The sequence below is a fragment of the Mitsuokella sp. AF33-22 genome (assembly GCF_003475755.1).
Lineage (GTDB): Bacteria > Bacillota > Negativicutes > Selenomonadales > Selenomonadaceae > Mitsuokella.
Genome location: NZ_QRQA01000001.1, coordinates 86,454 through 100,024, shown reverse-complemented (window position 1 = coordinate 100,024; position 13,571 = coordinate 86,454). Strand labels below are relative to the sequence as shown.

The 13,571-nt window shown below is 58.5% G+C and carries 11 protein-coding genes; all 11 read right to left on the bottom strand.

Annotated elements, in window-relative coordinates:
• Window positions 1-33 precede the first annotated feature (33 nt).
• The 11 genes from DWZ54_RS00570 to hpf all read right to left on the bottom strand — a co-directional run bounded on the left by DWZ54_RS00570 (window position 34) and on the right by hpf (window position 13,513).
• Window positions 34-1,173, bottom strand: coding sequence for a S41 family peptidase (locus tag DWZ54_RS00570; RefSeq protein ID WP_118474175.1), 1,140 nt, complete (start codon window positions 1,171-1,173; stop codon window positions 34-36).
• A 30-nt stretch (window positions 1,174-1,203) separates the two neighbouring features.
• Window positions 1,204-2,337: a murein hydrolase activator EnvC gene (locus DWZ54_RS00565; protein WP_370245698.1), complete on the bottom strand. Its 1,134-nt coding sequence runs from the start codon at window positions 2,335-2,337 to the stop codon at window positions 1,204-1,206.
• A 42-nt stretch (window positions 2,338-2,379) separates the two neighbouring features.
• The gene (gene ftsX / locus DWZ54_RS00560) at window positions 2,380-3,267 is read right to left on the bottom strand and encodes a permease-like cell division protein FtsX (RefSeq protein WP_118015199.1); all 888 of its coding nucleotides are present in this window, start codon (window positions 3,265-3,267) and stop codon (window positions 2,380-2,382) included.
• A complete protein-coding gene (ftsE, locus tag DWZ54_RS00555) occupies window positions 3,257-3,943 on the bottom strand; it encodes a cell division ATP-binding protein FtsE (RefSeq protein ID WP_118474068.1) in 687 nt (228 codons plus the stop codon). Before ftsE ends, ftsX begins: the two co-directional genes overlap by 11 nt.
• Window positions 3,944-4,019: 76 nt before the next feature.
• Window positions 4,020-5,114, bottom strand: coding sequence for a polysaccharide pyruvyl transferase CsaB (csaB, locus tag DWZ54_RS00550; protein ID WP_118474067.1), 1,095 nt, complete (start codon window positions 5,112-5,114; stop codon window positions 4,020-4,022).
• A complete protein-coding gene (locus DWZ54_RS00545; RefSeq protein WP_118474066.1) occupies window positions 5,114-7,186 on the bottom strand; it encodes a DUF5693 family protein in 2,073 nt (690 codons plus the stop codon). The genes csaB and DWZ54_RS00545 overlap by 1 nt, the downstream gene beginning before the upstream one ends.
• 41 nt (window positions 7,187-7,227) lie before the next feature.
• Entirely contained in the window at window positions 7,228-7,926 is a 699-nt protein-coding gene (locus DWZ54_RS00540) for an LmeA family phospholipid-binding protein (protein WP_118474065.1), read from the bottom strand.
• 69 nt (window positions 7,927-7,995) lie between these two features.
• Window positions 7,996-9,102 (bottom strand): peptide chain release factor 2, encoded by a 1,107-nt coding sequence (prfB, locus tag DWZ54_RS00535; protein ID WP_118015204.1) that lies wholly within the window; start codon window positions 9,100-9,102, stop codon window positions 7,996-7,998.
• A gap of 71 nt (window positions 9,103-9,173) precedes the next feature.
• Window positions 9,174-11,783, bottom strand: a complete 2,610-nt coding sequence (secA, locus tag DWZ54_RS00530; RefSeq protein ID WP_147369879.1) for a preprotein translocase subunit SecA — start codon at window positions 11,781-11,783, stop codon at window positions 9,174-9,176.
• A gap of 111 nt (window positions 11,784-11,894) precedes the next feature.
• A complete protein-coding gene (locus tag DWZ54_RS00525) occupies window positions 11,895-12,752 on the bottom strand; it encodes a ChbG/HpnK family deacetylase (RefSeq protein WP_118474064.1) in 858 nt (285 codons plus the stop codon).
• 215 nt (window positions 12,753-12,967) lie between these two features.
• Complete coding sequence (gene hpf, locus DWZ54_RS00520; RefSeq protein WP_118015207.1) at window positions 12,968-13,513, bottom strand: ribosome hibernation-promoting factor, HPF/YfiA family; 546 nt, start codon at window positions 13,511-13,513, stop codon at window positions 12,968-12,970.
• Between the last annotated feature and the right edge of the window lie 58 nt (window positions 13,514-13,571).

The window sequence follows — 13,571 nt, the reverse complement described above, 5'->3', positions numbered from 1 at the left end:
CTTATCGATACGCTTGTGCTGCGCCAGATCGCATCACTGCATCTTCTCACGCAGGACTTCTTCGGCCTTTTCAAGCTGTACATCCGTCGTATCGCCCTGCTGGAAGTCAATCGCGACATCCGGCTCGATGCCGATACCGTCGATGCAGCGGCCATTCGGCGTGTAATACTTGGCAATCGTGAGCTTCAAGGCGTCGTTGTGGAACATCGGCATGACGACCTGTACCGAGCCCTTGCCGTAAGACTTCGTGCCCACGATGGTCGCCGCCCCCGTATCCTGCAGGGCCCCCGCCAGGATCTCGGACGCGCTGGCACTGTTGCCATCAATGAGGACCACAATCGGATACTTCTCTTCCTCAAGCTTCGACTCATGGACTTCCTTCGAGCCGTCGCGCTCGACAACGGATACGATGGGCCCCTTCGGCACCACCATATTCGCGATGTTGACGCAGCTTGTCACGAGGCCGCCGGGATTCTCGCGCAGATCGATGATGAGCCCCTTCATGCCCTGCGCCTCGAGCTCATCGTAAGCCGCCTTGAATTCCTTGTCCGTGTTCTCGCTGAACGAGGCAATGCGGATATAGCCCATGCCGTCCGCGAGCATCTTGCCTTTGGCCGTCTCAATCTTGATGGTCGCGCGCTCGATATCGTAATCGCTCTCGCTGCCATCGCGGCTGATGGTCAACGTGACATGCGTGCCCACCTCACCGCGAATGTGCATGGCGACCTCTTCAGGCTGCAGTTCCGACACCGGCGTGCCGTCGACGGCCATGATCTCATCGCCGGCGGCAAGCCCCGCCTTCTCGCCCGGCGTATCGGGCAGAACCGAGATGATCGTGACCTTGTTGTCCTTGAAGCCCATGGTCACGCCGATACCGCCGAACTCGCCCTCGGTGTGTTCCTTGAGCTGCTGGTACATATCGGCCTTCATGTAGATGGAGTGCGGATCCCCGAGCGACTGCACCATGCCGGAAATCGCACCGTCCATCAGCTGGGAATCATCCACCTCATTGACATAGCGCGCCTCAATGAAATGCTTGACACCGAAAAAACGCGCGAGGTCGCCAGCCTGCCGGACATTTATACCCAGGGCAAAGCAGAGGCCGCCGATGGTCAGGCAGGCGGAGATGATGGCCGTCACGACGATGCCGATGATGATTTTTTTCTTGCTCATGTAATACATTTGATCCATTCCTTATCTTTCTCACAAATAGGAATACGGGCTGACGGGCTCGCCGTTCCGGCGCACCTCGAAATGACAGTGCGGTCCGGTGGAATTGCCTGTCGAGCCGCAGTAGGCAATGGTCTGTCCCTGGCTCACGGACTGCCCTTCGGAAACAGCCAGCGACTGATTGTGACCGTAGAGCGTCGTGATGCCGCCGCCATGATTGATGATGACGGCGTTGCCATAGCCGGAAATCCAGCCCGCATACTCGACCGTGCCGCTCTGCGCCGCATGGACGCTCTGGCCGTAATCACCGCCGATATCGACGCCGCTGTGAAAGCGCTGCGAGCCGGTGATCGGGTGAACCCGCCAGCCGAATTCCGACGTGACGGGTCCGGAAATGGGCCAGATCATCGCGCCGGACCCCGACGCCTGCACGCCGCCATCGCCGCGCTCACGGATCATCGCACCGACCTGGCGCGAGGCCGCCATGAGTTCCTCATACTGCTGATCGATGAGGGCCTTATCCGTCTTGAGGCGTTCGATGAGCGCCTGCTGACGGCCGACCTTTTCCTCCATGTCCAGCCGTGCCTTATGCGCCCGGCTTTCCTGTTCCGCCTGCGTCTCCCGGTCCTTTTCAAGCTCGGCCTGCGCCAGCTCCAGCTGATCCTTGACGGCGGCGACCTCGGTCACGAGGTTGTAATCGCGCCGGATGATACGCTTCAGAAGGTCCATGCGCGTCATCAGGTCGTTGAAATCCTTGGCCCCGAAGAGCACGTCGAGATACGAGATCTGACCGTGGATGTAGATATCGCGCACGCGTTTGCCGAGTGCCTGCCGCTTGTCGTCGTAATCCTTCTGCAGTCCCTGCAGCGTATCTTCATTCTCCTTCATGCGCGCTTCCGTCGCGTCGAGCTCAGCCTTGCGCGCCTGATGCTCCTTGATGGCCGCATCGGCCGCTTCATCGATAGCCCGCTTTTCCTCCGAAACGTTGTCGATCTTCTGCTGCAATTCATTGCTCTGGCGCAGCTTGCCGGCAGCCTGATCCTCGTAGCTCTCGCCGTTATTGGTCAGCGCCGCCGCAGACAAGGCCGCCGGCTGCAGGAGGAGGCAGACTGCAAGGCAGACGCCTGTCCCTCGCTGCCGCCAGGCTTTCCATACATGCTGATGCACGTGACACACTCCCATCTTTCCTGTCCCTTTCCCACCTGTCATTCAGACCTTCAGGAAGCGCTTGAGCGAAATGGTCGACCCCAGGGCTCCGATGAAGATGCCGGCTGCGAGGATGCCAAGCGTCACGTAATTCATGAACGGATACTGCGGCATCAGCGGGAAAAAGGCCAGCGTATCGTAAATTTTGGCCGTCATAGCCGCATAGAAACTCCGAAGCACCAGAGCTGCGAGCAGGCCGCCGGCAAAGCCCATGACGACGCCCTCGAGCAGGAACGGCCAGCGGATGAACCAGTCCGTCGCGCCCACGTACTTCATGATGGCGATTTCCTTGCGCCGCGCGAAGACGGTGAGCCGGATGGTATTCGAGATGATGAAAAGTGTCGCACCGCACAGGAGCACCATGAGCACGAGGCCGAAAATCCGGATGAGTCGCGTGATGTCAAAGAGGTGCGTGGCGACATCCTGCCCGTAACGGGCCTCCTCCACGCCCTCAAGCTGCCCGATGGTCCCGGCGGCCGTCTCGACGAAGGCCGGATCAGCAACCGTCACTTCAAAAGAATCGGGCAGCGGATTCTCGTCGCCGAGCGCATCGAGCAGGTAGCCCTGTTCGCCCAGCCGCTCCCGCAGGCGCTTCTCCGCCTCTGTCTTGTCAACATACGTGACCGTATCGATGCCCGCAAGACCTTCGATGTCCTGCTGCAGCGTTCCCTTGCCAGCTTCCGTCAGGCCGTCTTCCAAATAGACGCTGATCTGCACCTGGGATTCCAGCGTCGAGGCCAGGCGGTTCATATTGAGCACGAGCAGCAAAAAGACGCCGAGCACGAACAGGGAAACCGTGACCGTGCCGATGGACGCAAAAGTCATCCAGTTATTGCGCTTGAGCGAGCGGAATACCTCCTGGATGAAATACTCGCTGGTCCTAAGCTTCATAGCCATATCCTCCTCGTTCTTCGTCGCGCACGATGTGTCCGTCTTCGATGGCGATGACGCGGCGCTGCATAGTATCCACGATGGTCTTGTCGTGCGTGGCCATGACGATGGTCGTGCCGGCCAGATTGATGCGGTTGAAGATATCCATGATATCCCAGCTCGTCTCGGGGTCGAGATTGCCCGTCGGCTCATCCGCGATGACGATGGCCGGGTCGTTGACGATGGCCCGGGCAATTGCCACGCGCTGCTGCTCGCCGCCTGAGAGCTGGGAGGGAAAACAGCGGTACTTGTCGCGCAGCCCCACAACATCGAGCACGGCGTTGACGCTGCGCTGCATCAGCCGGCGAGGGGCCTCGATGACCTGCATGGCAAAAGCCACATTCTCAAAGACCGTCTTGTCGGGCAGCAGACGATAATCCTGAAAGATGACGCCCAGCCCGCGCCGCAGGTACGGGACCTCGGAACGCTTCATGTGGACGACATCGCGTCCGTTGACGATGAGCCTGCCTTTCGTCGGCAGCTCCTCACGAAACAGCATCTTGATGAATGTCGACTTGCCCGCACCGCTGGCACCGACAATAAAGACGAATTCTCCGGCCTCGATATCGACGCTGACATGGTCGAGTGCGGCCGTGCCATTGCCGTAAATCTTCGATACATTGCGCATGTGGATCATGAATGAAATTCCTCCAGCTGTCCAAATACTAAGATGCACAAAAGAGGACCCCGGCGGAGTCCTCTTGCGATTGTTCTCAATCCTCTATGAGGTTCAATGCCAGCTCCGCATTGCGCGCCGCGAGGCTGCGCAGCACCGACAGCAACTCAGCATTCTTCCTGCGGAAGGCAGCCTTGTCATGCCATTTGCGGCGCACCTCCCGCATGAGCTCGTCAGCGGTGATCGTATCCAGGCTGCCGGCCGGCTGCTCCCCGATGGAATCCAGGAAACGGTCGATCTTCGGATCATACGAGATGCCAATCATCGGCACGCCCATGACACCGGCAAAAATCAGAGCGTGCAGGCGGATGGCAATCATCAGGTCCATATTGCCGACAAGCGACAGAAACTCACTCGTCGTATACTCATCGTTGAGCACCGTGCACGGCTCCTTCGTCAGGGCCGCAATCGACTTGGCAGCCCGCACGTCCTCCGGAAACTGCATGGGCAGGAAGACCACACGGGCCGAGAGTTCACGCACGATGCGGTCGGATACCTCCGCCATGACCTCCTTGAAATGCGTTTCATGCTGCCAGTCGCGGACGGAAATACCGACCACCGGCTTTGCCCCATCGGCGTGATAGGCATGAAAGATGGCCCGTCCTGCCGCCTTGTCGACAGGATGGATGGCCAATACGGGGTCCGCCGTGCACTCGATCACGGGCTTCGTGATGCCGAGGCGCGAAAGTTCCGCAAGCGACCCCTTGTCGCGCACGGTGATGAGATCGACGCGGTTGCCAATCACGCGCATGGCGGATTCTGCGAGTCTGCCGATGATGGGGCCGATACCCTGTGCATAGAGCATGACCTTCTTGCCCATGAGCAGGGCCAGGAAGATGATGGCCAGGTAATAATAGAGGCTCCGGCGGCTCGTGACATTCTGCAGGAGGCTGCCACCGCCGCTTATGAGCATGTCCGCGTGATAGAGTTCCCGGATAATCGCAGGGATACGGAGCCAGGAAACGGAGTCGACGCCATGGCGGCGGCTTGTATCAGCAGGATTTGCCGAGATCACCGTGATATGAAGTTTTGGGTCGAGATCCCCCAGAACCTCGAGCATGGCGGCCAGCATGGCCTCATCCCCGGCATTCTTGGAGCCGTAATATCCCGATACGACAATCCGTTTCTCCATCAGTCTGCATTTCTCTCCTTTTCATGGGCTTTATGGGCTCTGGCCATGATGGTCTGCCAGAGCTCGACCAGGATCATGGCTGCGGCGCCGATACCGGCACCGAGTACAATGCCGCCGATGCCGCGCATGAACGACATATAAACCGGCGTGCGCATGTGCGCAAACGTCTCAACCATCGACCCCTGACCAATCGTCGCAACGAGAACTAGGGCAAAGAAGACCATGGTCGGCCATTTGCGCAGCACAGCCATCGCCGCCAGCATGAAGGCCGGATGGCCGATCAAAAGCTCCTTCGTGCGCGGGCGGGCGTAGAAGGCCTGCTCGAGGAAGGCGCGGAAGCGGAGTTCCGTCTGCGAAACCGGCATGCCGGATGTATGGCCGCTGCGGGCAACGAAAACGATACCGGCCACGAGAATGATGAAGAGGCCGATGAGGGTCTTGACGCGGACGGGCATGTCCAGGATTCGTTTGAGCTGTTCCATCACACCCTGCGTGTCATCCATGCGGCCGTCGAAGATATCGAAACGCTGCAGGAAGGCAATGGCCACGAGGATGATGGGCAGCACAAACGTCAGCTTGATGCCGCGGAAGATGTTGAATTCAAGGAAGTACTGCGTATCCGCCAGCGAAGCGGAGAGATACGCTGCACCGATATACGAAAGTGCTCCTGTCACGAAGAGGGCGATGGCTGCCGTCACGATCAGGCGCACGATGTGGATGCGGGTCTTCTCCCGGAAGGCGCGCACGCGGTCCAGCTGGAAGATGACGGCAAGCGCCGGGAACACGTTGGCACTGGCCAGGGCCGCAACCACGCGGATCTTCGAGCCGTTGCCCATGAGTACCGGCACGGCCGCCAGAAGGCCGAAGATCACGAACAGGATATACTGGTAGCGAGGACGCGCATTGAGGCGCGGGATGACGAGCGACAGATAGAGCACACCGGCTGCCGCGACGCCGAGCACGACGAGCGCGCGCAGGATGACAGACGGATTGTAGAGGGTAAACGTGCCGGCCGGTCCGATGGTGTAGCCATGCGCCACGAGCTTGTCATGCGTGGCTTTGAAGTACTCCATATTCGTCTTCAGGAGGCTCATGTTCGGCGACGGTTTATCGTAGATGCGCAGAAGATCGATGCGGATGTTGCGTTCCTCATCCGTATTCGACCAGCGTTCAACAGCCGTATCGATCTTGAGCTTCGGCTGTTCATCCTTCGGGATGGCGTACAAGCGTGCCACATGATCGTAGCCGAGTCCCTTGGCGATCTCTTCCATGCCATCCTGCTTGTAGAACTGCAGCTGAGTCGTCGCCTCGATGAGGCCGAGGTTGATGCCGCGGTCCTTCATTTCATCGATGGTCGTCTGCAGGGCTTTGGGCGCACCGAGGGACTGATTGCCGGAAAATACGATCTCAGAGATCTTGAAGCCCTCGAGACGCTGGAACACCGCCTTGACATCATCCGGCGTGCATTCCTCATAATTGCTCGGACGCGCGAGGACATAGAACCCGGCATCATTTACCGTCTTCATCTCATCCGTCGGCATGCCGAGATTCATCTTGAGGAAGGATTCGTAATGTGCCTTGACAGCAAGGACTTCCTCAGAACCAACCGTCAGGGCTGTCACGCGGTCCGGGCCGAGGCGGCGCAGCAGGTCTTCCTTGACCTCGCGGTACGTCTGCGGATCATTGCCCACGACGTAGACCTCACTGCCCTGGATTTTTCCCGATGCCACGAGCTGGCGCCAGACAGGATCGGAAAGCGTACCGGCATGGTAGCTTGCCAGGATCTGGCTGCCCGGCAGTGCCGTCGCCTTGCCGTTTTCATTGAGCTTCTTGAATGTCGTCTCATAGACGGCCAGCGAGGTGATGCCCGCCTCCCTGGCCTGCTGAAGCACGACATCTTCCGGCAGGCCTTCGCGCTGTGCGAGTTCCTTGAGGCCTTCATAATCGATGGCCATGTCGACCTGCCGGTTGGCCTGCTCCACACCATGGCGCTGGAACCCGATCACAAGGGCTGCCAGCAGGCCGACCACGATGACGGCGATGAGCCACCGATTGTATTTGAAATCCTTCATTTGCCAAAAACCACCTTATCTCATCACATTCCCTGCGCACATCAATTCCGCGCAGTTTCCTCCGCCACAATCAGGATGGTGCCGGCGTTCTGTTCCACACGCTGCACCTGCATGCCCAGTGGCAATTGTTCTGGTTTGACGAGCTGGATCTTATTCACCAGATCGCCGAGTTTCGCAGAACCAAAGGGCGAATCCGTCACCTCGAGCTGATCCGTCACAAAATAAAGCGAGCCATCTTCCGCTGTCATATGACCCACGAGCGAAAGGCTTGTCCTGCGGCCAAAGACCTTCGCATCGGCAGTCGCCACAATGTTGTCATCGGTGATGGCCACCTGCAGGTTATCGGCCTGCTTGAGCTTTGCGGCCAGCGCCTCGCGCAGTCCCTCCGCATCAAACGTGCCGATAAGAGAAAGATCGCGGCCTTCCTCGAGCTTCAGATTGCCATGGAAGAGTTCGCCGCAGTCAATCTGCGCATCGCTGCCGGTGAGCTTGAGCTCCCGGGCGCGCAGCTGCCCGATCCTGCCGTTGCGCACCACAACGCTGAGATGGTCCGCATGGCCGGCTGCCAACAGGAGCCGCGGCGTTGAAGACAAGGCCACCTCAACATCATTTGTCGCAAATTTACGGGACAGGCGCGATGCCGTCGTCTCCTCCGCCAGGGAGGGAAGCAGCAGCTCGCCGAGCACGATTAATATTATGAAGAACAAGCCCGCAATAGTCAAGGTTTTTCGCAATTTCATCCCTCACAGTCGCCTGTCAATGGAACGAGGAGCCAGAAGCTTGGCCCCTGACTCCCCAGATGGATTCTTTTAGATTTCGTGATTTGCCTTCGCCGCGAGGAACGCGCGGATGAACATGTCGATATCGCCATCCATGACGGCCTGGACATTGCCCGTCTCGACGTTCGTGCGATGATCCTTGACCATCGTGTACGGCTGGAAGACGTAGGAGCGGATCTGGCTGCCCCACTCGATCTTCTGCTGATCGCCCTCGAGCTTGGCAAGCTCCGCTTCCTTCTTCTCCATTTCGAGCTCAAAGAGCTTGGCGCGCAGCATCTTGAGGCACTGCTCGCGATTCTGCAGCTGCGAGCGCTCATTCTGGCACTGCACGACGATGCCCGTCGGCTCATGCGTCATGCGGACGGCCGAAGACGTCTTGTTGATATGCTGTCCGCCGGCGCCCGATGCGCGGTACGTATCGACGCGCACATCCGACATGTTGATGTTGACCTCGACATTATCGTCGATTTCCGGCATGATGTCGCAGGCCGCAAACGACGTGTGACGGCGTGCCTGCGCATCAAACGGCGAAATGCGGACGAGGCGGTGGATGCCCTTTTCCGACTTGAGGAAGCCGTAGGCATTGTGGCCCTTGATAAAGAGCGTCGCGCTCTTGACGCCGGCTTCATCGCCCGGCAGGAGATCTGCCGTCTCGACGGAGAAGCCATGACGCTCCGCCCAGCGGCCGTACATGCGCAGCAGCATCTGCGTCCAGTCCTGGGCTTCCGTTCCGCCCGCACCGGCATGCAGCGTCAGGATGGCATTGTTGGCGTCGTAGGGACCCGAGAGCAGCACCTCGAGCTGCAGGGCCTCAAGGCCCTCCGCTACAGCATCGAGCTCAGCCTTGACATCGGCTTCCATGCTCTCATCCTGTTCCTCCATGCCCATCTCCCAGAGGGTCTGGGCATCCTCGAACTTCGAGACGAGATGCTTGTACTTATCCACGCTGATCTTGACGTCATTGAGTTCTTGATTGATTTTCTGAGCCTTTTCCGCATCGTCCCAGAACGTCGGCTCACCCATCTTGTATTCGAGCTCGGCAATCTTCTCTTCTTTGGCGGGGACTTCGAGGGACACGCCCATCTGGTCCAGCTTTTCCTTGAGCTCGCCGAGACGCGGTTTCAAATCTTCTAACATGATATCCTTTCTTTCCATTCCCAAGGCCCTGCGGCCCTTATCGACTGACAGCCGGCTGCTTTACAGGATGCTCAGGCATTCTTGCCGCAGCAGTTCTTGTATTTCTTGCCGCTGCCGCACGGGCAGGGATCGTTGCGCCCGACCTTCTTGCCGTCGTTCGTAACCGGCTTCTTGTGTGCTTCGGCCGCACTGACCTCATCGCCATGCGAAGCCTGGGCATTCTGCAGATGATCTTCAAGCTGCGACTTCTGCTTCTTGATGGTTTCCTCCATCTTGGCCTTGTCCTGTTCCGAAGCGGGCTTCTGCTCCTCGGCAGCCGCCTGCTGCTCCGGCGTCACGATGCTGACGTGATACATGAGCGAGGCAATCTGATCCTGGATGGCAGCTTCCATCTCCTCGAACATGTCGAGTGCTTCAATCTTGTACTCGACGAGCGGGTTGCGCTGGCCATAGGCGCGCAGGTTGATGCCGTCGCGCAGCATATCCATGTGATCGAGGTGTTCCATCCACTTCGTATCGACGACACGCAGCATGACAACCTTCTCGAGCTCGCGCATATTCTCCTCGCCGAAGAGCAGCTCGCGGTTGTGATAACCTTCCTCCGCGAGTTTCTCGAGGCATTCCTGCAGCTCGTCGCGGCTCATCTCCGCGAGTTCCTCCTTCTTGAGGCGGCCCTGCGGTGCGTAAATCTTCTCCGCGTCCTCGATGAGGCCGTCGAGCTGCCATTCCTCCGGATAGAGCTGAGCATTGGCATACTGATCCATCTCCGCGCGGATGATGTGCTTGACCATGCCCATAATGTTCTCGCGCAGGTTCTCGCCGAGCAGGATCTTGCGGCGCTCACCGTACATGACCTCGCGCTGCTGATTCATGACATCATCGTACTCGAGGACGTGCTTGCGGATATCGAAGTTGCGCGCTTCGACCTTCTTCTGCGCGTGTTCGATGGAGTTGGTGATGAGCTTGTGCTCAATCGGTTCATCCTCATCCATGCCTAGCTTGTCCATGATGCCCGAGATGCGGTCCGAGGCGAAGAGGCGCAGCAGATCATCCTCGAGCGACAGATAAAAGCGCGAAGCACCCGGATCGCCCTGACGGCCGGCACGGCCGCGCAGCTGATTATCGATGCGGCGGGATTCGTGGCGCTCCGTACCGATGATAAAGAGGCCGCCGAGCTCCGGCACACCCTCGCCGAGCTTAATATCCGTACCGCGGCCGGCCATGTTCGTCGCGATCGTCACCGCGCCCTTCTGACCGGCACCGGCGATGATTTCCGCTTCCTTCTCATGGAACTTGGCGTTGAGGACATTGTGGGGAATGCCGTGCTTATGAAGGATGGCGCTGAGTTCTTCCGACTGCGTGATGGACGTCGTGCCGATGAGGACTGGCTGCCCCTTGCGGTGAAGGTCCTCGACAGCCCGTCCGACCGCCTTGTACTTCGCGCGCTTCGTCTTATAGATGAGATCCGGGTAATCGATGCGGATGACCGGCTTGTTCGTCGGCACCACGATGACCGGCAGATTGTAGATCTTGAGGAACTCGTCCTCTTCCGTCTTGGCCGTACCCGTCATTCCCGCAAGCTTCTCGTACATGCGGAAGTAGTTCTGGAACGTGATGGTGGCGAGCGTCTGGCTTTCGCGCTGAATCTTGACGCCCTCCTTGGCCTCAATGGCCTGGTGCAGGCCGTCGGAATAGCGGCGGCCTTCCATGAGGCGGCCCGTGAATTCATCGACGATGATAATCTCGCCGTTGCGCACGACGTAATCGCGGTCGCGCTTCATGAGTGCCTTGGCGCGCAGGGCAGCCGTGAAGCAATGTGAGAGCTCGATGTTCTCCGGTGCATAGAGGTTGTTGATGCCGAGAATCTTTTCGACCTTCGGGATCGTGTTGTCGGCAGGCGCAACCGTCTTCTGCTTCTCATCGACCGTGTAGTCGATGCCTTCCTTGAGGCCGGCCACGGCCTTGGCCATGACGGCATACATATCCGTCGACTTGGCACCGGGGCCCGAGATGATGAGCGGTGTACGCGCCTCATCGATAAGAATGGAATCCACCTCATCGACGATGGCATAATGCAGATCACGCTGTACCATCTGCTCAGGATAGATGACCATGTTGTCGCGCAGGTAGTCGAAACCGAACTCGTTGTTCGTGCCGAAGGTGATGTCACGGCTGTAGGCGAATTTGCGCTCCGGGAAATCCATATCGTGTACGACGAGGCCAACCGTCAGGCCGAGGTACCGGTAAAGACGGCCCATCTCCTCGCTGTCGCGGCGTGCCAGGTAATCGTTGACCGTGATGACATGAACACCTTTCCCCGTCAGCGCATTGAGGTAAACCGGCAGTGTCGCGACGAGCGTCTTGCCTTCACCGGTGCGCATCTCGGCGATCTTGCCCTCATGCAGGCACATGCCGCCGATGAGCTGTACATCGAAATGGCGCATGCCGAGCACGCGGCGCGATCCCTCGCGCACCACGGCAAACGCTTCCGGCAGGATATCTTCGAGCGTTTCGCCGTTCGCGATGCGCTCACGGAATATATTCGTATAGCCCGTCAGCTTATCGTCCGTCAGCCCCTGCATCTGAGGCTCCAGCGCATTGATCTTCTCGACCACCTTGCGGTAACGGGCAATCTCTTTATCGTTATTGTCACCTAAGAATCGTTTGATGAATCCCAGCAACCAAATCACTCCTTCATGTCCGGTGTGGACAGTACGTCCTGTCCTACAGTTAACCTACCTTACAATATTATCAGACTGCCGAATAGAAGTCAATGAAGCGCCCGGACCGCGTCAAGCCCGCGTTTTCTCATACAAGGCGCGGAAATTCACGGCCTCTATCTTTTCCCGGGCCAGCACGGCCCTGACCTTCGGCGACAGGATGGCCGCAAGCTCAGCCTCAAAGTCATGCTGCCAGCGGCAGGCTTCCTGCAAAGGCGCATTCTTCGTGCCCGGATGCATCATGATTTCCGTCGTGCCGGAAGACAAGCCCTGCAAAGTCTTGATGAGAAAGGGTTCACTGACGGCCTCGCCCGCCACAATGCCGCCAAAGTGATCCGGCACAGCGATGTGATGGCGCTTGGCGCAAAAAGCTGCCAGGCGCGCCAGGGTCCCGAGCCCCAGACGCCCGATAAGCTGACCGGCCCCGCCGAAATCCCCGGCCAGGAGAGGCGTGCGCGGCGCACGCATGGCATTGATGCCCCCTTGCCCGCAAAGATCCAGCACGACGCGGAGGATTCCCGGCAGCGTATGCATATGCTGATGACTGTCCGCATGCGAGAGCGGCACGCCCGTGCGCTCTACCTTCCGGAGCTGTGCGCCGAGTTCCGCGCGCACCTCCTCAAGGCGCACGCCGCCGCGCAGATAATGCTTGACGAAGAGCAGGTGATTATCATAAAAGCGTCCGTCCGGCGTGACAAGGCTTGGCACCTCCGAGGGCGGAAGAACCGGTTTGTCATCGACCAGCGTAAAGTGGATGCCCAGGCCGAGTTCCGGGTGACGCCTTGCGATGTCGATGGCACCTTCAAACGCACCGCCTCCGGCCATGACCGTGGCCGAACGCAGACAACCGTGCATGACCCCCAGCTCCACGGCCTCATTGATGGCGGCGTGGCGGCCAAAATCATCCGCATTGATGATTACTCGCTTCATCCTCTCATGCCTTCCTTTCCCTTATCCTGCTGCGTCAACTATATATGAATGAACTTTATTATACCGCAGCTCCCTTGATGCTGGCAAATCAGGATAAAGCCATTCCCTTCAGCCGGCAGCCTGTCCCTGCCGGCATAGAAAAGGGCCGCTGCATCCATCTGTCTGGATGCGGCGGCCCTGCAGAAATTCATGCGCGCATGCGATATGGGGTTGTGTCAGTTACTCGACTCAATCAGACCATAATTGCCATCGTTACGGCGATAGACGACATTGACATCCTCCGTCTCCGCATCGCGGAATACAAAGAAGTTGTGATTCAGGAGATTCATCTGCATGATGGCTTCCTGAACATCCATCGGTTTCACAATAAAGTGCTTCGTCTTGACGACATTGTACGTATCGCCTTCATCCCGCACATCCGGAAGCGGCGTCGACTTGAACTCGTCGGCCTTGAAACCACCGGCACGGAAGCGGCGGGCAAGTTTCGTCTTCTGTTTGTGAATCTGACGCTCGAGCTTTTCCACCACGAGATCGATCGATGTGTACATATCCATCGTCGATTCCTCACCGCGAAGCAGCACGCCACCCTGAATCGGCACTGTCACCTCAACCGTATGACGGCCTTTCGACACCGTCAGGAGCACCGTGATGTTGCCGACATTATCGAAGTATTTCGTGACTTTGCCGACACGTTTCTCCACATATTCCCGCAGGGACGGAGTGATCTCGATATTCTTGCCTCTTACAGTGAATGTTGCCATAAGACACATCCCCTTTCTTATTTCTGCAGCGGAGAATGCCGCTGCATGATATCCTATA

Bases quoted from the DNA above. Each gene is read 5' to 3' on its own strand.
- DWZ54_RS00570 (WP_118474175.1), bottom strand. From the start codon at position 1,173: ATGAGCAAGAAAAAAATCATCATCGGCATCGTCGTGACGGCCATCATC.
- DWZ54_RS00525 (WP_118474064.1), bottom strand. From the start codon at position 12,752: ATGAAGCGAGTAATCATCAATGCGGATGATTTTGGCCGCCACGCCGCC.
- DWZ54_RS00540 (WP_118474065.1), bottom strand. From the start codon at position 7,926: ATGAAATTGCGAAAAACCTTGACTATTGCGGGCTTGTTCTTCATAATA.
- ftsX (WP_118015199.1), bottom strand. From the start codon at position 3,267: ATGAAGCTTAGGACCAGCGAGTATTTCATCCAGGAGGTATTCCGCTCG.
- csaB (WP_118474067.1), bottom strand. From the start codon at position 5,114: ATGGAGAAACGGATTGTCGTATCGGGATATTACGGCTCCAAGAATGCC.
- hpf (WP_118015207.1), bottom strand. From the start codon at position 13,513: ATGGCAACATTCACTGTAAGAGGCAAGAATATCGAGATCACTCCGTCC.
- prfB (WP_118015204.1), bottom strand. From the start codon at position 9,102: ATGTTAGAAGATTTGAAACCGCGTCTCGGCGAGCTCAAGGAAAAGCTG.
- DWZ54_RS00545 (WP_118474066.1), bottom strand. From the start codon at position 7,186: ATGAAGGATTTCAAATACAATCGGTGGCTCATCGCCGTCATCGTGGTC.
- ftsE (WP_118474068.1), bottom strand. From the start codon at position 3,943: ATGATCCACATGCGCAATGTATCGAAGATTTACGGCAATGGCACGGCC.